At 58.6% G+C, this 18,181-nt stretch carries 17 protein-coding genes and 1 pseudogene; 5 read left to right on the top strand and 13 right to left on the bottom strand.

Features of this window, described 5'->3' with window-relative positions:
• The first annotated feature begins 39 nt into the window (after positions 1–39).
• Both HNQ72_RS26450 and HNQ72_RS26445 read left to right on the top strand, forming a co-directional pair.
• On the top strand, positions 40–273 hold the full coding sequence (locus HNQ72_RS26450) for a hypothetical protein (protein ID WP_183996966.1): 234 nt from the start codon (positions 40–42) through the stop codon (positions 271–273).
• A gap of 126 nt (positions 274–399) precedes the next feature.
• On the top strand, positions 400–651 hold the full coding sequence (locus tag HNQ72_RS26445; protein WP_183996964.1) for a hypothetical protein: 252 nt from the start codon (positions 400–402) through the stop codon (positions 649–651).
• Between the two features lie 39 nt (positions 652–690).
• Here the strand turns inward: HNQ72_RS26445 and HNQ72_RS31160 are convergent, their stop codons facing one another.
• Together HNQ72_RS31160 and HNQ72_RS31155 are read right to left on the bottom strand one after the other, a co-directional pair.
• Positions 691–1,119, bottom strand: a complete 429-nt coding sequence (locus HNQ72_RS31160) for a recombinase family protein (RefSeq protein WP_308422370.1) — start codon at positions 1,117–1,119, stop codon at positions 691–693.
• A 4-nt stretch (positions 1,120–1,123) separates the two neighbouring features.
• Positions 1,124–1,285 carry a recombinase family protein gene (locus tag HNQ72_RS31155; protein ID WP_343061640.1) on the bottom strand — a complete coding sequence of 54 codons (162 nt, stop codon included), beginning with the start codon at positions 1,283–1,285 and terminating at the stop codon, positions 1,124–1,126.
• 907 nt (positions 1,286–2,192) lie between these two features.
• Between HNQ72_RS31155 and HNQ72_RS26435 the strand changes: the two are divergent.
• Positions 2,193–3,317, top strand: a pseudogene (locus HNQ72_RS26435) (IS3 family transposase).
• Between the two features lie 171 nt (positions 3,318–3,488).
• Here the strand turns inward: HNQ72_RS26435 and HNQ72_RS26430 are convergent.
• The gene (locus HNQ72_RS26430) at positions 3,489–7,469 is read right to left on the bottom strand and encodes a PAS domain-containing protein (protein ID WP_183996962.1); all 3,981 of its coding nucleotides are present in this window, start codon (positions 7,467–7,469) and stop codon (positions 3,489–3,491) included.
• A gap of 619 nt (positions 7,470–8,088) precedes the next feature.
• The gene (locus HNQ72_RS26425) at positions 8,089–8,502 is read right to left on the bottom strand and encodes a VOC family protein (RefSeq protein ID WP_183996960.1); all 414 of its coding nucleotides are present in this window, start codon (positions 8,500–8,502) and stop codon (positions 8,089–8,091) included.
• Positions 8,503–8,594: 92 nt separating this feature from the next.
• On the opposite strand from HNQ72_RS26425, the gene HNQ72_RS26420 reads away from it, so the two are divergent.
• Positions 8,595–9,461 carry a LysR substrate-binding domain-containing protein gene (locus HNQ72_RS26420; RefSeq protein WP_183996958.1) on the top strand — a complete coding sequence of 289 codons (867 nt, stop codon included), beginning with the start codon at positions 8,595–8,597 and terminating at the stop codon, positions 9,459–9,461.
• Between the two features lie 9 nt (positions 9,462–9,470).
• Here HNQ72_RS26420 and HNQ72_RS26415 read toward each other — a convergent pair whose 3' ends face one another.
• The 8 genes from HNQ72_RS26415 to HNQ72_RS26380 are packed head-to-tail and all read right to left on the bottom strand — an operon-like array spanning position 9,471 to position 15,684.
• Positions 9,471–10,253, bottom strand: coding sequence for an SDR family NAD(P)-dependent oxidoreductase (locus tag HNQ72_RS26415; RefSeq protein WP_244654580.1), 783 nt, complete (start codon positions 10,251–10,253; stop codon positions 9,471–9,473).
• Between the two features lie 10 nt (positions 10,254–10,263).
• Positions 10,264–11,019, bottom strand: a complete 756-nt coding sequence (locus tag HNQ72_RS26410; protein ID WP_183996954.1) for an amino acid ABC transporter ATP-binding protein — start codon at positions 11,017–11,019, stop codon at positions 10,264–10,266.
• Positions 11,016–12,011: an NAD-dependent epimerase/dehydratase family protein gene (locus HNQ72_RS26405; RefSeq protein ID WP_183996953.1), complete on the bottom strand. Its 996-nt coding sequence runs from the start codon at positions 12,009–12,011 to the stop codon at positions 11,016–11,018. Before HNQ72_RS26405 ends, HNQ72_RS26410 begins: the two co-directional genes overlap by 4 nt.
• Before the next feature lie 4 nt (positions 12,012–12,015).
• A complete protein-coding gene (locus tag HNQ72_RS26400; RefSeq protein ID WP_183996951.1) occupies positions 12,016–12,690 on the bottom strand; it encodes an amino acid ABC transporter permease in 675 nt (224 codons plus the stop codon).
• A gap of 12 nt (positions 12,691–12,702) precedes the next feature.
• Complete coding sequence (locus HNQ72_RS26395) at positions 12,703–13,368, bottom strand: amino acid ABC transporter permease (protein ID WP_183996949.1); 666 nt, start codon at positions 13,366–13,368, stop codon at positions 12,703–12,705.
• 55 nt (positions 13,369–13,423) lie between these two features.
• Positions 13,424–14,266, bottom strand: a complete 843-nt coding sequence (locus HNQ72_RS26390) for a substrate-binding periplasmic protein (protein ID WP_244654581.1) — start codon at positions 14,264–14,266, stop codon at positions 13,424–13,426.
• A gap of 24 nt (positions 14,267–14,290) precedes the next feature.
• Positions 14,291–15,205 (bottom strand): polysaccharide deacetylase family protein, encoded by a 915-nt coding sequence (locus HNQ72_RS26385; protein WP_183996947.1) that lies wholly within the window; start codon positions 15,203–15,205, stop codon positions 14,291–14,293.
• On the bottom strand, positions 15,205–15,684 hold the full coding sequence (locus tag HNQ72_RS26380; protein WP_183996945.1) for an ureidoglycolate lyase: 480 nt from the start codon (positions 15,682–15,684) through the stop codon (positions 15,205–15,207). The genes HNQ72_RS26385 and HNQ72_RS26380 overlap by 1 nt, the downstream gene beginning before the upstream one ends.
• Positions 15,685–15,889: 205 nt before the next feature.
• On the opposite strand from HNQ72_RS26380, the gene HNQ72_RS26375 reads away from it, so the two are divergent.
• Positions 15,890–16,591, top strand: a complete 702-nt coding sequence (locus tag HNQ72_RS26375) for a GntR family transcriptional regulator (protein ID WP_183996943.1) — start codon at positions 15,890–15,892, stop codon at positions 16,589–16,591.
• 307 nt (positions 16,592–16,898) lie between these two features.
• On the opposite strand, the gene HNQ72_RS26370 is transcribed toward HNQ72_RS26375, so the two are convergent.
• Positions 16,899–18,167: a glycerate kinase type-2 family protein gene (locus HNQ72_RS26370; RefSeq protein ID WP_183996942.1), complete on the bottom strand. Its 1,269-nt coding sequence runs from the start codon at positions 18,165–18,167 to the stop codon at positions 16,899–16,901.
• Positions 18,168–18,181: the final 14 nt, after the last annotated feature.

Genomic DNA, 18,181 nt, shown 5'->3' with positions numbered 1-18,181 from the left:
GACGGCGCGCGTATCTTTGCCGTCTATCAGGAGATTCGAATGTCCGTCGAACTGCGAAAAGTATGGGTTGAGCGTGCACGCGAGAAACTTGCTGCTCATGGGCTGAAGTTCGACAATGATCCACGCTATTTGGCGATGGAAGAGCGCTGGATTTCCGGGGAAATCACCCTTGCCGGGTTTCGTGCTGAGTATCTCGATCTCGTCGTCCAGCAACAGGAAGATGGCTGGCTGAAACGGGCATTCGCTCGAAGCAGCCGGAAACCTGCTGTGTAATGGTTGTATCGGCGATCGCTAATTCATCGTGAACGATTGGTTAATGTGATATTGACTTCATAAGCGACCGCTTTGAGACAGAACTGCGCCATGCGCGTTATGTGCGCCATGAGCATGGATAGAATCATGTGGCTCGAATCTTCCTTGGAAGCCCAAAGCCACCGGCGGATGCACGCCCTAGCATTAGAAATTTTCGGCAGTGATGCCGCTCCACCCGAACTGCGAAAGGCGGCTCGAAAGGTTGTTCGGCTGCTTGAAGATGTGATTGAACTGCCGATCGCTGACGGGAAGATATTGACGAAGGCGAGCAAGAAGTTCGCAAAACTGGCTGTGATGCTGGAAGCGATTGCTACCGAAGAAACGCCTATCGCTGCCTGACCCGACTTTCCTAAAAACATTAAAAATAGCGGAGACGTCCTAAGTGCAACTATCAGTTGATGAGGGGGTGAGGGCGGGGGTGCATTTGCCGAGAATCCAGGCGATCGGCGGGCAGGTCCGATCGAGTACCTGCTTGACCGCTGTCGATGTCCACTGACCGCCGCGTGGCGTAGGCTTGCCGCTGGTATTGAGGGCTTGAGCGATGATGGCTAGTGTCTCCCCTGATGCTCGCGTGCTCTTGATGATCGGTGAGATGGATTGGGCGAAGTCTGCGTTCTCCTTCATTACCGCATTGCGCGTCATGAGTGGATCACGCATGCCACCAAGCTTTACGCCCCGTGCTTTCGCGGCTTTCAGCGCTGCTTTGGTGCGTTCGCTGATGAGGGTCCGCTCTTGCTCTGCCAGTACGGCATGGATGTGTAGCTGGAACTTGTCAGCATATGGCATGCATGCAACACGAAGGTTCACACGCTTATCGTCCCATGATCTTGGCGATGAAGGAGACCTTACGGCTGAGCCTGTCCAGCTTAGCAACCAGCAATTCAGCGCCGGTCTTCCGGGCAAGGGCGAGCGCTTTGGTAAGTTCAGGGCGATTGTCTTCGCCACCCGATCCAACGTCCTGATATTCAGCAATGACTTCGTACGGCCCTTCGGAAAAGCGGTCTAGGAAGATGTGATATCGCGCTGCTGAGCTTCGAGACCGAGACCGCTATTGCCCTGCTCTGCCGTACTAACGCGGGTGAAAATTATGTACTGTTTCAATGAGATAAACCTCTGTAGTTGCTACACTATAAATCATCCAGAATGGTTTAGTGTAAAATGTCGTCGGTCGTTGCGCCTGATATTATATGCGGAAAGCACGTATTTAGGTCAGATTTTGCTGACATGTAATACTATTACATTGCGCGCAATCGATCGGAGCTTTTGCGGCTCGGCGGCGGGCGCCGGCGAAACATGGTTCTGGCAAGATATCGCACTTGTCATTTCATCAGCGTCACCCATTTTAAGGAATGGTTCAGCACGAGAACCATGGCGATTTTGGACACATCGCCGACCTTGAGGACGACCAGCTTAATAAAGTTGGTCGTCCTCATTTTGTTTGGTACGATACCGTACGGACGATAATCGTTGCGGCGAAACAATCTCTGATCGTATGTTCAAGCGTCTGAACTGCTAGCACTGTGAAGACAGAAAGCGGTTCACATCTGTGGAGGTTGTGGACCGCCTTTTTATGTTCAGTACATTTAAGTTCTTTCAGTTCATTGGGTCTGTTTTTGTTAGCCTAGTGATTGCCCTACTTGTACCGTACGCGTTCTACCGACTTTTACCGGAGTCGTGGAACGCGGTCGAAAATCATATCGGTTTTGGTTGGTTGTTCGGCGGGTTCTTTCTGGTCACCTATCTCATCACCATGTGCTTCTGTTTGCGAATCCTGTCCGAGAAGAATTCAGCCAAGTGAGCCGGGTACGATACAGCGACCCCTGAATAGCCCCTAGATTTGTAGACACCTTCTTTCCTAATTTTGAGGCAGGAAGAGCATTATGAGCAAATCGAATTTCAGCGAAGAGTTTAAGCGCGACGCCGTGCGCCAGATCACGGAGCGAGGCCATCCGGTTGCGGAGTTTTCTCAGCGCCTCGGGGTCAGCCAGCGTTCCCTATATGAATGGAAGAAGTAGTTTGCTGCGTCGAACGCCAAAGCCGACGACGAGGCCGAGGAGGTCAGGCGGCTGAAGAAGGAACTGGCTCGCGTCACCGAGGAGCGAGAGATCCTAAAAAAAGCGGCCGCGTATTTCGCCAGGGATGCAAAGTGAAGTACGCGTTCATTGCCCTGCATCGCTTGCAGTTTTCGGTGCGGACGATGTGCCGTCTCCTGCGAGTTCACCCGAGTGGATTTTACACCTGGCTGAAGAACCCGCTGAGCAGGCGGGCCAACGAGGACAAGCGACAGACCGATCTGCTCCTGGAGGCATGGGAAGAAAGCGGTAAGGTCTACCGTTATCGCAAACTGCACGACGATCTTCTCGATCAGGGAGAGATGTGCTGCCGAACCGGGTTGCGCGTCTGATGCGTCTCGCCGGGATCAAGGCGCAGATCGGCTACAAACGCCGTCCCGGCATCAATGGCGGCAGGCCTGCCGTTGCTATCGAGAACACGCTCGACCGGCAATTTGACGTATCGGCTCCGGACAAGGCCTGGGTCACGGACATCACTTACATCCAAACCTGCGAGGGCTTCGCTTACCTTGCGGTTGTCATCGACCTCTATTCCCGTCGGGTCATCGGCTGGGCGATGCAGAGCCGACAGACCACGGACGTCGTATTGCAGGCTCTGCTCATGGCGGTGTGGAGGCGAAAGCCGAAGGACAAGGTCCTTGTTCATTTGGATCAGGGTTCGCAGTTCATCAGCATGGACTGGGCCTCGTTCCTCAAGCACCACAATCTGGTTCACTCGATGAGCCGACGCGGCAACTGCCATGACAATGCGGTGGCCGAGAGCTTCTTCAATCTTCTGAAGCGGGAGGGATACGTCGCAGGGTCTATCGTTCACGCGATGAAGCTCGCCAGGATGTGTTCGACTACATCGAGATGTTCTACAACCCGAAACGCAAGCACGTCAGAAACGGAATGCTGTCGCCCGTCGAGTTCGAGAAGCGGCAGAAAATCTAACCCGAGGGTGTCTACGAAATTCGGGGCTATTCACTATGGCGAAAATCGGTAAATCTATCAATTGTAACGAGGTTGTGTGTCATGAAACTGTCACAAATGGTTCCGTCAGGGGGTGACACATCCGCCAGAGGGGAAGAGATGAGTTAGAATGGTCTGCCTTCCAACGGTCGCTCAGCCATTTGCATCCTCCGATATTTTAGTGGCAGACACCGGGATTGTGATCGTGCAATGCACGCCGTCGGGTCCCAATTCGAAGCTGGTCTCTGCGCTGAGCTGATAGGGCAGCGCTCGCTCGATCAACTCGCGGCCCTGGCCGCCGCCTTGCGGCAACGAATTCGGCGCCGGCATCTTCACGCCGCTTTCACGCCATTCGATGCGAAGCCGCGGCTGGCCACGCCGATCGGCTTCGACCATGCGCCACGAGATCGCCAGATGGCCGTCGGGCTGACCGAGCGCGCCATATTTGACGGCATTGGTTGCGAGTTCATGGAGAGCCATGGCCAGCGTCTGCACCATGCTCGACCGCAGTCGAATGCCGGATGGACCGTCGAGCGAGACGCGTTCGCCGGATCCGTGCATCGCCGCGATCTCGGTTTGGATCAGTTCGTCGAATGCGATGCGGTCGGTTTCGTTCAGCCGCGAGAGCAAACCCTGGACGCGGGCCAGGGCTTCGAGCCGATCGCGAAACCGGTCCTTGAAGTCGGCAAAATCTTTGCTGGTCTCGCCGGTTCGGTTCGCCGTCGAGCGCACGACCCCCATCAGGTTGCGCGTGCGATGCTGCAATTCGGCAACCAGCACCTGCTGTCGCTCCTGCAGTCCTCGCAGGTCATCGACGTCGGTCGATGTGCCGAGCCACTCGATGATTGCGCCGCTGTCGTCACGAACAGCTGTCGCGCGGGTCTGGAACCAGCGATAGCGGTCTTCAACCATATTAAAAATGCGATAGTCGGCCTGGAACGATCCGCGCTCGATTGCGCCACCCCAGATTTCCTTCACGCCCGCGCGGTCGTCGGGGTGAACAGGGTCTAGCCAACCCCAAGCGTGGCTATCCGGTTCTGCCTGCCCCGTAAATTCCGTCCATTGCGGGCTCGCCCAGGTCCAGTGCCCGCCGTCGACCGCTCGCCAGACGTGCTGCGGTACACCCTCGACCAGCGACTGTAACCGCAGTTCGGTTTCCCTCAGCGCCTGCTCGGCGAGCTTGCTTTCATGAATATCGACCGCTGCGCCGAACCAGCGCGTGATGGCACCGTCTTCATCGCGCACTGGGACTTGGCGGACCAGATGCCAGCGCCAGCCGTCGCCGGCTTTCCCAATGCGCTGCTGACGCTCCAATGGCTCGCCGGTTACAAATGCATACTCAAGGGCCGCCTGTGTCGCCGGCAGGTCGTCGGGATGGACCGCGTTGAGCCAGCCATTGTTCTGCCCGTCGGCCTCGCTTGGCCCGGTATGGGCCAGCCATCCTTCGTTGAGGGTGACCTCCTGGCCATCGGGGCTCGCCGACCACAGCAATGCTGGAACAAGTTCGACGGTGAGACGCTGCCGCTCTTCACTTTCGCGCAGAGCGGCGTCGGCCCGTATGCGCACGATGAAGTCGGCGGCAAGGCGGGCGAGGATGTCAAAGAAACGGTAGCTCGCTTCGGCGGTCGCGTCCCGCCTGTGCCACTGGGTCGACATCATCCCCACAACCTGACCGGTGCGCGCCACCAGCGGAGTGGACTGAACGGAAAGGATGGAGGATCGGCGAAAGGCCTCGACATCGAGCGCGTCCGCCTCGAAGAGGTCAATGTCTGGCACGATCACCCGTTCGCCTGTCGATAGCGCTCGTCCGCAGGCGCTGCCGAAACCCGCGTCCACCCATTTCCAGAAGGCGGCGGAATCAGGGTGAAAGCCCATATGCCCGACGAGCTCCAGCTTGGCCGTGACGTGATCATACACCTGAATACTGGCGCAGTCCGAACGCATGAGCGCACGGGCCGCCTCACAGAGTTCATCGAAATGCCCGTTGACGCCGGGTTTGGAGATTAGCTGGTTGCTGATGTTTTGAAGCATCTGGGTCGCTTCGAGGTCATGCGCAAGCCGAGCTTCACTCTCGCGCAACGCGGCCTCGGCGCGCTTGCGTTGCGTAATATCGTCGAACACGACAGCGACTTGTTGATCTTGCCCAGCAACACGGGAGATGTGGACGCTGTACCATCGGCCAGTGTCTTGATTATAGTTCTCAACGCGCTCGGGCACGCCAGTGCGGGCAACACGGTCGTACGTTTCTAGCCAGAAAGGCTCGAGATTTGGAAGGATTTCGCTGCCGAGCTTGCCGACCATCTCCAATCCCAGCCCGGTCTGCCGGGTGTAGGATGGATTAGCCTCCAGCATCCTCAGGTCGATCGCCCGGCCAGAAACGTCCCGGATCATCTCGTTGATCAGGAACGCTTCGTCGATACTCTCGAACAAGGTGCGGAACTTCTCTTCACTCCGACGTAGGGCGGCTTCTGCACGGGCGCGTTCGATGGCGGCCCAGGTGCGCTCAGCCGTCTCCTCAACCAATGCGATCTCTGCAGGTGTCCAATGCCGTGGTCGCGACGATACCGCGGCCATTGATGCGAGCGGGTTCTTTTCTCCCCTCCGAACGGTCGAAGCAAGCATTGCTCGCATCCCCAAAGCCGTGCTGTTGGCACGCTCAGCATCTGAAAGCCCGCGTCGCTCGAAATCGTCGTTGATCACATAGGTTTTTTCGAGCACCTGCTGGTAGGCGTCGGGAAAATCGGACAAGCGGACGGTGACCGGAAGCGGCGGGACCGTGTCGTTGCCGATCTGATACGGGAAATCGGCGGCGTCGTCAGCGGGCCTGTAATAGGTAATATAACAGCGATCGAGACGCAGATTGTCAGACAGCATCGTCAATGCGCGATACGCTATCGCATCCGCGTCGGGTTCGGCCCGCAGCGCGTCGGAAAGTGTCAGCAAGAACGTTTGCCGTTCCTCGCTTTCGCGCAGGGTCCTTTCGGCTTGTTTGGCCATGGTGACGTCGTGGAACAACAATGCGACCTGTCCTGCGTTTCCGGTCGCCGATGCTTCAATCTCGTATTCGCGGTCGAACACAAACGCGGTGACACTCTCGCTCTTGCCGCCGTTCGCCACCCGATCGTAGCGTTCCAAGTCGGCTTCCCCAATCTCGGGAACCATCTCGCGCATGGTGCGGCCGACAACATCGGCGATGCCTGTTTGGCGCGCGAATGCGGGGTTTACAGCCAAAAATCTAAAGTCGATCCGGGCACTAGGCACGCGCTCGGCGATACAGAAGCCTTCATTGATAGACTCAAACAGTGTGCGATAACGCTCCTCGCTCTCGCGCAATGCAGCCTCAGCTGCGCGGCGTTCCGTGACGTCGCGGAAGTAGCACGCAAGTCCGCCGCTGACTGCGTCGGGATAGAGGCTCGCCTCCATCCAGCGACCGAGAACTGGCGAAAATCCCTCGAATTGTGCCGGCTTCCGGTCGCGCATCGCGGCGAGGTGCTGCGCGTGTGGCTCGCCACCAATTGCCGTGGGAAATTCAAACCACAGGTTCCGGCCAATGAGGGTCTCGCGTGGTCGTCCCCACCACGCCTCGGCCTTGGCGTTCACGTAGGTGAAGCGAAAGCCCCCATCTACGGCGTAAAAGGCGTCACCGATGCTCTCCAGGGTAGCGGTAACCTGCGCGCGCGCCGTTTCGCTGGCGGCGAGCAGGCGTTCCTCAGCACTCGAAGTCGTCTCGATTACAACGCCATAGAAGCCGCCGACGGAACCGTCCTCACGACGGATCGGGATCCATGAGCTGGACCATGTCGTTTCTGAAACGGGGCGCTCGGGCGATCGCGGCGGAAAAGTGAGCCGCAGCGATCGCCCCGCCATGACGGCAGCGGCCTCATGCTGAAACTCCGTCCAGGTTCCCGACCAGACGCTGTGACAAGGCAAACCCAAAACGGACGAGTGCCGGATCCCCAGAAGAGAGGCAAAGTCACCGTTGTAGAGCAAGACCAGGTCCGGCCCCCAACCGATAATAGCCGGCTGCGGGGTCGCCAGCATCAGGTCGACAACGGTTTTGAGACTCTGTGGCCAGTCGGCGATAGTGCCGAGCGGCGTTGCCGACCAATCAAACGCACGGATGCGCGTGGCCATGTCACCTGTACCTGGAGGCCACTGAAACATCGTGCTTTATCACTCCGCTTAAATCAGCTTGGGCCAGCCCGAGAGACCTGCAGATTATCCATTCCAGCAATTGCTGCAAGCTGAAAGGAATGACTGGAGTTCGTTTGCGCCCCTCGTCGTTGGCGGATATTGCCGCGTATCATAAGGCCAGTCGGTCTGGCCTTCGCGATGGGCCTCGTTCTCAGGTCGATACCCCCCTCGGGCGACATTGAACCTGAGACGTGATCGCCGCCCAGTCTATCGGCTTGTCGAACACTTGCGAGGCGCGAAATGGCAGAGGAAGGATACGCTGTTCGTCACAGAACAAGAAGGCCAGCGCCATCTTTGCTGCCGTCCTGCAGAGGCTGCTAGTCCAGGGCCATACCGGCCGCGATCTCCTGTCCGTCTCTGACCTGCTTCCAGTCTGCAAAAGATCCAAAAGTGGCGGGCGAGTAGCTGGCTGCAAGCGATACTTTGCGTGAGAAAAACGACGGGATCAGCGGTTCGAATGTATTCAAGGCCACAGTATCTTATACATTTGGGAATTAAGGTTGCTTCGACAAGATCCTACGTAACACTCGGATCTCGTCGGAGCGATGCAAACGTTGCTTTACTGCGCGAAAACGCTGTCAAAATCCTTGAAGCCTTTGACCTCGATGGGGTTTCCGCTCGGATCGAAGAAGAACATGGTGCGCTGTTCACCGGGCTCGCCTTCGAAGCGGACGACCGGCGGAATGTCGAAAGCGATGCCGCCACTCCGGAGGCGTTCGGCAAGTGTGAACCACTCGTCGAGTGGCAGGATGACACCGAGATGGGGCATCATCACCATGTGGTCGCCAACCTTGCCGGTGCGCGTCGTCTCGAACGGCTTGCCGAGATGAAGCGAAATCTGATGGCCGTAGAAGTCGAAATCGACCCAGGTCTCGGTGCTGCGGCCTTCGGTGCAGCCCAGCACGTCGCCGTAGAAGCGGCGGCAGTCATCGAGATCCTTGACATGATAGGCGAGGTGAAAAAGCGAGCGCATTGGGTGTCCTTTCAGGATTAACGGCCAAGCTCTAGCCTGCTTTCAGCAAAACATTTACTGTCTTTTTCTCTCTCAAAGCATAAGGAAATGTTTTGGATATTCGGTTTATCGAGAGCTTGCTTGCCGTGATCGAGACCGGTTCGATCACGGCGGCCGCGCGGCGCCAGAACCTTACACCGGCTGCGGTCAGCCAAAGGGTGCAGACGCTTGAAAAGTTGATCGGAAGTGCGCTGCTTGCCCGCGGTGCTCATTCGGCAAGGCCGACCGAGACCTGTCTGGCGCTGATGCCGCGAATGCGCCATCTGATCGCCGAAGCGAAGGTGCTTATCGCCGAAGCGGCGGGTGGTGAATTGAGTGGCGAACTTGCCATCGGCGCGATCTCGACGGCCCTGACGGGGATGATGCCGGCGGTGCTCAAAAAGTTTGCAGGCACGGCGCCGGATCTGCGGCTGAAGATCAGTCCCGGTACATCCGACATGCTTTACGAAGCGGTGCTGTCCAGTGAACTCGACGCCGCGATTTTGGTGAAGCCGCCATTCGCGATCCCGAAGTCGATGCGCATACATGCGTTGCGCCGGGAACGCCTCATGCTTCTGTCCAAACATGCCGTCGATTCGAACGCAATAGGAACGACACTCATGGGCGAACCCTATCTCCGTTACGATCCCGGTTCATGGGGAGGCCGGATGGCGGCTCTGTTCACCGAAGAACGCAATCTTCAGCCGGACATCTTCTGCGACCTCGACGGACTGGAGGCAATCGCCATTCTTGTGGCGAACGGTATCGGCAACTCGCTGGTGCCGGCATGGGCGGGCTTCCAGCCGCAGGGGCTTTTCGTCACCGAAGTCGATGACGATGGGCGCTACGACCGCGAGATCGTCCTGCTTCGGTCGTCGCAGCCGCGGCGGCCGAAAGCGCTGGATATTTTTCACAGGACGCTGGTCGAAACGATAGATTGACCAGTTTGATCAGCGCGCCATCCAGCCGCCGTCGACCATGAGATTGTGGCCGGTCAGATAGGTCGCCTCATCGCTGGCCAGAAACAGTGCGGCGCGGGCGACGTCGATCGGCTTGCCGAGGCGGGGCAGCGGCGTGCGGCTTTCGGAATAGGCTAGCATATCGGGATCGACGGCGCGGCCACCCTTGCCGGTGAGGATCTTGCCGGGTGCGACTGCATTGCAGATGATGCTTTCATGGCCGTAGTCGGAGGCCACCTGCTTGGTCATGTAGACCATGCCCGCCTTGCTGACACCGTAGGCGAAATCGCCGGGTGCGGCGATCATGCCGTGCTGCGAGGTGATGTTGACGATACGGCCCCGCGCCTCGCCGATGATCTCCTGGGTCAGCATCTGGCGTACGGCGGCGCGAAGGCAGAGATAGGCGCCCTTGAGGTTCACATCGGTGACGCGTTCCCACTCCGCCTCGTCGGTATCGACGAGCGAGGAGCCGCCGCGAATGACGGCATTGTTGACGAGGATATCGACGCGGCCATAACGACCGGCGACATCGTCGAACAGGGATTGGACATCCGAGCCCTTGGAAATGTCCGCTTTGACGAAGATCGCCTTGTCGGTGACTTTGTTCAGTTCTTCCAGCACCGGTGTGCCGCCTTCGACGACGTTGGTCGTTACATCGGCCGCGATGATAGTCGCGCCTTCCTGTGCAAACAAGAGTGATATCGCACGCCCGATGCCCGAGGATGCGCCCGTGACGATCGCGGTTTTGCCGGTCAATCTCCCAGTCAATCTCATTGTCATGATCCTAGTGCCTGATGACCTGCTGCAGGAAGGTCTTCGTCCGCTCGTGCTGCGGAGAGGAGAAGAATTCTTCCAGCGTGTTGCGCTCGACGATCGTACCGCGATCCATGAAGATGACCTGGCCGGCGACCGATCGGGCAAAGCCCATTTCGTGTGTGACGCAAACCATGGTCATGCCTTCGCGGGCAAGCTCCACCATCACGTCGAGCACTTCCTTGATCATTTCCGGGTCAAGCGCCGAGGTCGGCTCGTCGAACAGCATGATCTGCGGCTCCATGCAGAGCGCTCGGGCGATGGCGACGCGCTGCTGCTGGCCGCCGGAAATCTGGGACGGCATCTTGTGTGCATGATCGGCGATGCGAACGCGCTCCAGGTAATGGCGAGCAAGCGCTTCCGCCTCGGAGCGCGTCTTGCCGCGGTTCTTCATCGGCGCGATCATCAGGTTCTGCAGGACCGTCAGATGCGGGAAGAGGTTGAAGTGCTGGAACACCATGCCGACTTCTTGGCGCACCTTGTCCAGATTGCGGGCGCTTGCGCCGATCGAAATCCCATCGACGGTGATCGAGCCGGTGTCAAAGGTCTCAAGCCCGTTGATGCAGCGGATGAGCGTCGACTTTCCGGAACCGGACGGACCGCAGATGACGATACGTTCGCCGCGCGCGACATCGAGATCGATGCCGTCCAGCGCCTTGAAGTTCGAATAGGATTTGGTGACGGCGCGCATCTCGATCACGGTGCGGCCGAGGTTGACGGTATTCATGCGCTGATCCTCTTCGGAAGCGGGTCAAAACGGGTAAGCCATTCGGCATGGTCGATGGCGGCGGTCTCGCCGCGATAATGGATGTGATAACCGGTGTCGGACGAGAGCCGCTCGATAGATAGCGGCGCGCGATCCTGAGCCATCGTCACGGCGACGCTGGCCGCTTCGTGCGCGGCAGCAAGTGCCGCGCCATTCCCGCAGACGAGCGGCGAGAAGGCGTTTGCCCAATCGAGGATCGTTTCGCACGCACCTGCACCGATATTGTAGGTGGTGTGCTTCAAGCCACTGCCGGTGAGAAGTCCGGCGAGACCGGCCGCTGCATCGCGGCTGTAGAGCCAGTCGCCAGCCAGCGGGCGAGCCAGCGTCGCGACAGAACCCTTGCGCCATTGGGACAGGACCTGCGCATGCGGGCTCAGCAGCGGACGAACGCCGGTGTGATATTCCCACGGGCCGAAAAGCGGGCCTATGCGCGCGATCCTCAGGTCGAAGCCGTAAAGCGATGCAAGGCGCAGCGCCGTGTCTTCCGCTGCGACCTTGGTGATGCCGTATAGGCTTGCCGGATTGGGGGAAAAGCTGCCCTCGGCTATCGGGCCGTCCTCGACGTCAACATGGCCATAGACGGCAACGCTGCTCGTCGCGACGATACGGGTCAGCTCCGGTGCGTGACGCAGCATCTTCAGGAGCGTCGCGGTGCCGCCGACATTGACGGTTATGATCCGCGCCGCCATTTCCCGCTCGGCTTCCAGGTTGGGCGTCATGGCGGCCAGATGCAGGACCGCCTGCGGCCTTGACTTTGCAATCGCCGCTCCGACATCCGCTTCGCAGCAGATATCGCCCAGTATGACGGCTACGCCGGCAAGTTCTTCCGCGTGCACGAAGGCATCCGGCATTCCGGCCGTGGCGAAGAGCGTCACGTCATGGCCGGCCTTGAGAAGTGCTTCAGCCGTTGCAAGACCGACAAAGCCGGTGCCGCCTGTAATCAGAATGCGCACGCGGTCACGCCTTTCCGATGATGGCTTTGCGCTCCAAGCGCGATACCCAATGGGAGAAGGGCCAGAGCATGATGAAGAAGATGACGGCGGCTGCGGTCAACGGTGTCGGATTGTAGGTCTGTTCCTGGGCAACGCGTGCTGAACGCAGCAGTTCCGGAAGGGCGACGAGCGAAGCGATCGACGTTGTCTTGATTAGTTCGAGCGAGTTGCTGGCGAGGGGTGCTACGACTTTGCGGACCGCCTGCGGCAGGATGATGTAGATCATGCCGCGGAACTTGTGAAAGCCCAGCGCCGCCGCCGCTTCATGCTGACCCTTTGGGATCGACTCCAGGCCGGCGCGAAAGATTTCGCTGAAATAGCCGGTGTTGTTGATGACAAGCGCGACGACCACGGCGGTGAAGCTGCCGAGTGTCAGGCCGAAAAACGGCAGGCTGTAATAGATCAGAACCAGAAGCACGAGGACCGGGAAGGCGCGCAGCAGGTCGATTAAGATAACCATCAGCTTGCGAACTCGCGCACCGGCGAAACTGTAGGTGACGGCGACGGTTAGGCCGGAGAGCAGCGACAGGGGCAGAGCGACGATCGCCAACAGCAATGTAAGTTGCAGGCCCTGCAGCAGCAGCGGATAGATGAGTTTCAGGGAGTCGATATTGGCAAAATTGAGTAGAAGAAGTTCCATGTCCGTTTCTCCTCAATGCGAAAATCGACGTTCCACATAGCGGCTGAAGGCCACCAGCGGGATGAAGAACAGAAGATAGAAAAAGGCGGCGAGCGTCAGCGGCGAGGGATTGGCCTTGATCGACATGATGCTCTGGGCGCTGCCGAGCGTTTCCTGCATCGAAACGGCGACGCCGAGTGCGGTGCCCTTGGTGATCGCTATCGACCGGTTGGTCACGAGCGGCAGCGCAAGCCGGACGGCCTGCGGCAGGATGATGAAGGCGAGCGTACGCCAGGGCTTGAAGGCGAGCGCTGTCGCGGCCTCCCACTGTCCTTTCGGTACGGCAACGATCGACGCCCAGAATATTTCTGCAGCGAAGGCTGACAGCACGGCGGAAAGGCCGAAGACCGTTGCCAGGAAGGGCGACAGCGTGATGCCGAGATAGGGCAGGCCGAAATAGACGAATATGAGCACGACCAGCTGCGGCAGGGTCCGGAAGATCTCGATATAGGTGGTGATCACCCCATCGATCACACGGTTGCGCAAACAGCGAAGCACTGCAAGTGCAAGACCGGTCAGAAGACCGATGACGATGACGGCCAGCGACGCCTGGACCGTGACCCAGAAACCCGCCAGCACTTCGGGAAACGCCTCTTTGAGGATTTCCCAATTGAGATAGTTGTCGATAATTTTCTGCATCGCGCGCTCCCGAAAGAGGCCGCCGATCATTGATCAGCGGCTTCGGTTTCCGGACTTATTTGCAGGCAAGTTCGTGCGGCGTGGCGTCGTAGCCGGTGAAGCCGGGAGCGCCATAGCCGGGATAGACGGTGCTGAGCGGGCTGTCGGCAGCCGGCTTCTCGTTGTACCACTTCTCGTAAAGGCCAACGAGCACACCTTCCTTCTTCAGGCATTCGATCGCGTCTTCCACCTGGTTGCGCAGCGCGACGTCTTCATTGCGGAAAGCGTAGCCGAACTTGCGACCGTCGAAATCCTTGAAGGCGACTTCGATCGCCGGGTTTTTGCTGGCGGCATAGACCGTGGTCGGGATTTCGTTGAGTGCGCTGAAGGCGCGGCGCGTCAGAACGGCCTGGACCGAATCCGGGAACGTGTCGTAACGTTGGACTTCAAAGCCGTATTTTTCGGCGTTGGCGGTCGCCCAGGTGTCCGACAGCGTACCACGGTTAACGGCGATCGCCTTGCCCTTCAGATCCTCGAAGCCGGCTATCTTGTTGCCCTTGGCGACGATGAAACCGTTACCGGTGGCGAAGATCGGCTCGGCAAAGAGCATCTTCTCACTTCGGTCCTTGGTGATGTTGAGGGGGTTGACGGTGATGTCGATGCGGCTGGCGAAGAGTGCCGCAAACAGACCCGAGAAGTTGACGTCGGTAATCTCGACCTTCGGGCGGCCGATCTTTTCACCGATGGCGTTGATCAGATCGACGCCGAAACCTTCTGGACCGTTCGCGCCGCGAACCATCCACGGGGCAACGCCGAAGTCGGAGCCGACGATGAGCGGTTTCGCATCCTGGGCGGTAGCAGCCGATGCCATGGTCAATGCCATGAGGCCGGCAATGGTAGAGAGAAGCATTTTCTTCATTTTTTAAGTTCCCCTTGTGTCGAACTATGCTTGCGGTTGATGGTGGCGATGCCAGTGGCGGGCGATATCGGAGCGGGTAGTGACCCACACGTCATCGCCGTGACGGGCAACGTGTTCGAGAAACAGCTTGAGGCCCGAGGCGCGACCGGGATGACCGGCTATGCGCAGGTGCAGGCCGATGGACATCATCTTCGGTGCGGTTGTGCCTTCTGCGATCAGCATGTCGAAGCTTTCGCGCAGCATGCGGAAGAAAGCCTCGCCGCTTTCGATTGCGCCGCGCATGAATTTGGCGTCGTTGTTCGTCAGGCTATAGGGCACGACGAGTTGAGCCTTGCCGTTAACGTCGAGCCAATAGGGCAGCTCGTCGTTATAGGCGTCGCTGTCATAGAGAAAACTCCCGTTTTCGCTGAGCAGTTCGCGGGTGTTCATGCTCGGTCCGTAGCGGCAGTACCAGCCATCAGGCGCACGTCCCGCCGTCTGCTTGATCGACGCGACGGTCCGGGCTATGCGCTCGCGCTCCTCGTCACGCGTCAATGCGCGATGGTGTTCCCAACGCCAACCATGGGCGCAGATGTCGAAGAGTTTGCTGTCGCGTACATGCGCAGCAATCTTCGGGTTGCGCTCCAGCGCAAGGCCGCAGGCCATGATCGTCGCCGGCATGCCGCGTTCTTCGAACAGGCGGGCGATACGCCAGTAACCGACGCGGCTGCCATATTCGAACATCGATTCCGCTGCCAGATCACGACCTGGAAAATTGCCGGACGCGCCTTCCGTCAGGGCAGATTCGGTCGTCGGGTCACCATCCTCAATCGAAGGCTCTGAGCCTTCCTCGACATTGATGACGAAATTGAGTGCCAGCTTGGCCCCGCCCGGCCATTTGGGATCGGGAGGCGTTTGGCCATAGCCCTCGAAATTGCGCTGCGGGTGCTTGGCCTGCATCAGACGAGCTCCTTGAAATCGACGTGGAAGGGCTTATCCAGCGGCAGAAAAATATCCGTGTCGGCGGCCGAGCGCTCCATCGCCATCGTCACCACGAATTCCGACGGAAGATCGAGTACCGACATGCCGGAATGCCAGACATTGCGATGATAAAGGATGCCCTGACCGGGTTCCGAGACGAAGGCGCGAAGATCCGACAGGTCCGGCCCGCCATCGGCAAGTGTGGGGCAGACGACAATCAGCATCCGCTGGCCTGACAGCGGGAAGAAGGCCTGATCGGAATGCGGGTGCCGCTCCATCTGCGAAATCTCGAACGGAAACGAAATGGCTTCAGTGACTTTCGTCACCCAGAATGCCTGACCGAGGTCTTCCTCGCTTTTGAGCGGGAAATAGTAGCGACGTTCGTTGCCCCGATGGGCGATGACTTCACCAAACTCCGAAAAGGCTTCCGCGGAGAGTGGGCGGGCATGCAACTTCACAAGGGAACTCCGTCTGTGGTGTGCTTTACTAGGTCTGAATACCTGTGGTATCCCAGGTGGATACATTTGGGATTTTTATCGAGAAAAAATCCGATGTAAAGAGTTTCATTGCGTTGCAGCATAAATTGTTGGGAAAGGGTGCGGTGCCGGTCAATCGGCTGGAGTTCGCCGGGCGCCTGCAGTAACGAGGATAGTTGTGGAGTGCTTGACCGCACACGCGATCAGTTGGGAGACATACATGGCCGAGGCCACAGAAATCGTCAGGACCGCAGGCAAAAAGTCCGTCAGCTTGACGGAACAGGCCTACCAATATGTCCGCAGCCTCATCCTTGCGCAGGAGCTGAAGCCCGGCGAAGTGTTTACCGAGAGGGCTCTGGCGGATCAGTTAAACGCGTCGAGGACGCCGATGCGGGCTGCGATCAATCGCCTTGTGGGGGAGGGTTTGGTCGAACGCCTGTCCAATGGCACGATCGTGATCAAGCAAGTGGCGATCGAGGAACTGATGGACATCCTGATTATTCGGCGAATGCTGGAAGGCGAGGCCGCAGCACAGGCGGCGCAGCGCCATGTGCCTGCAAGTGTTGATGCCATTCTTCAGAAGAGCCGGGAAGTTGTGGCCCATCCCAAAATGGAGCTGGAGCCGTTCTGGAAATACGACGACGAGTTCCATGAGTTCGTTGCAGAGGCCAGTGGCCGACCGGTCCTGAAACAATATGTCCAGAACATTCGCCAGCGGGCGCGCATGTGCCATGTCGTGCGGATGGAAAAGAGTTTTGAACATCAGGCGGCCGAGCATATAGCCGTTCTGGAGGCCATTGCCGCCGGCGATGCGCCTCGTGCACGCGCGGCGATGGAAGCACATGTCGACGGGGTAAAAGACCGTTTTGTTCGCTGGTATTTTGGTTAGCGACTGCGGCTAAGCTGCTGCAAGCTTCATACGCGGTTTTGGGTTGCGATATCATTTCAACGCCAGTGTTTTCTCCAGGCCGCAGAGGGCAATGCCGCAATTGCACTAAACCTGCACGCAGGTGATTTTGTTGAATACAATATGCCGAGAAAGTAGGGATTATGGTGGGTTTTCGATCTGTATCCCATCAAGGCGTGAGCTTCGCTGGGCATGCGCATGCCTTGAGGAACACTACCCGATTGTGGGTAGCAGCAATGCGACTGAATGTTCGTGGTTGGCTTGTCTGCGGCGCGACCATCGGAAAATTTCACGAAACGAAGATAGCCCGAAAGTCATTGACATTGGTCAGTGTAGGGCCTGTCTTCACCAGATCGCCAATCTTCTCGAAGAACGAGTAGCTATCATGCGAAGCCAGAAGTCCTTTCGCATCTAGGCCCGCCTGCATTGATTTGCTCAAGGTATCCGGAGACACGATTGCGCCAGCGGCGTCTTCCGTGCCATCTATGCCATCGGTGTCGCCTGCAATCGCCCAAATACCGTCAGTGCCTGCGAGTGCTACGGCGATGCTGAGCAGGAATTCAGTGTTACGTCCCCCGCGCCCAGGTTTGACAGTCCCGATCGACACTGTTCCCTCGCCCCCCGATAGGATAACCGCGGGTCCATCCACAGGCTCACGCTTGGTTCGAGCGGAGAGTGCAATACCAGCCATGACAGTCCCCATTTCACGTGCTTCACCTTCTATGGCATCGCCCAGGATCAGGGGTTTGACACCGCTATCCGTCGCCACACGCGCGGCGGCGGCCAAGGCTAGCGACGGCGCTGCGATGATTTTGACATCGGTGGGCAGATCCCCGCACTTCGGTGTTTCAAGATCCATATCGAGCGCCGCCAGTGCGCGTGCCGGCAGTAGAATACGTCGGCGCTGTAGTATTTCACGGACGATCTCGATGGTTGAATCGTCGGCGACGGTGGGACCTGATGCGATGTCGGAGGGGTTGTCACCTGGTACATCGGATATCACCAGCGTCACGACCTTTGCCGGTTTTGCCGCCATCGCCAGCCGTCCGCCCTTTACCAGCGACAATTGTTTACGTACGGCGTTCATCTCGCGGATGGTTGCGCCGCTGTTAAGCAATGCCTCGTTCACCGCTTGTTTGTCAGCCAGAGTCATGTCTCCTGACGGTGCCACGAGTAGGGCTGAGCCGCCACCCGAGATCATGGATATCACCATATCTTCTTTTGCTAAACCCTGGACCGCACGTAATATGAGGCGGCCAGCTTCTAGGCTCATCTCGTCTGGTACTGGATGCGATGCCTCGATGATGCGGATGCGGCCTGCCGGAACAGCGTGTCCGTAACGTGTTACGACCACGCCTGACACGTTGATGTCCGGCCATGCGGCATCGAGTGCTGCGGCCATCGCGGCCGATGCCTTACCGGCACCAATAACGATGCATCTACCAGCCGGCTTTGGTGGCAGGTTACGCAACACGGCCGCAGCCGGCGCGGCGCTTTCCACTGCGGCGTCGAACATGCGGTGCAACAAAGCTCTCACGGTCCGATCATCCCACGACATGGTTTGGTGTCCTC

The sequence above is a fragment of the Aliirhizobium wenxiniae genome (genome assembly GCF_014201355.1).
Classification (GTDB): Bacteria; Pseudomonadota; Alphaproteobacteria; order Rhizobiales; family Rhizobiaceae; genus Neorhizobium; species Neorhizobium wenxiniae.
Note: the sequence above shows the minus strand (reverse complement) of the source record. Positions and strands in the feature narration are given on the sequence as shown.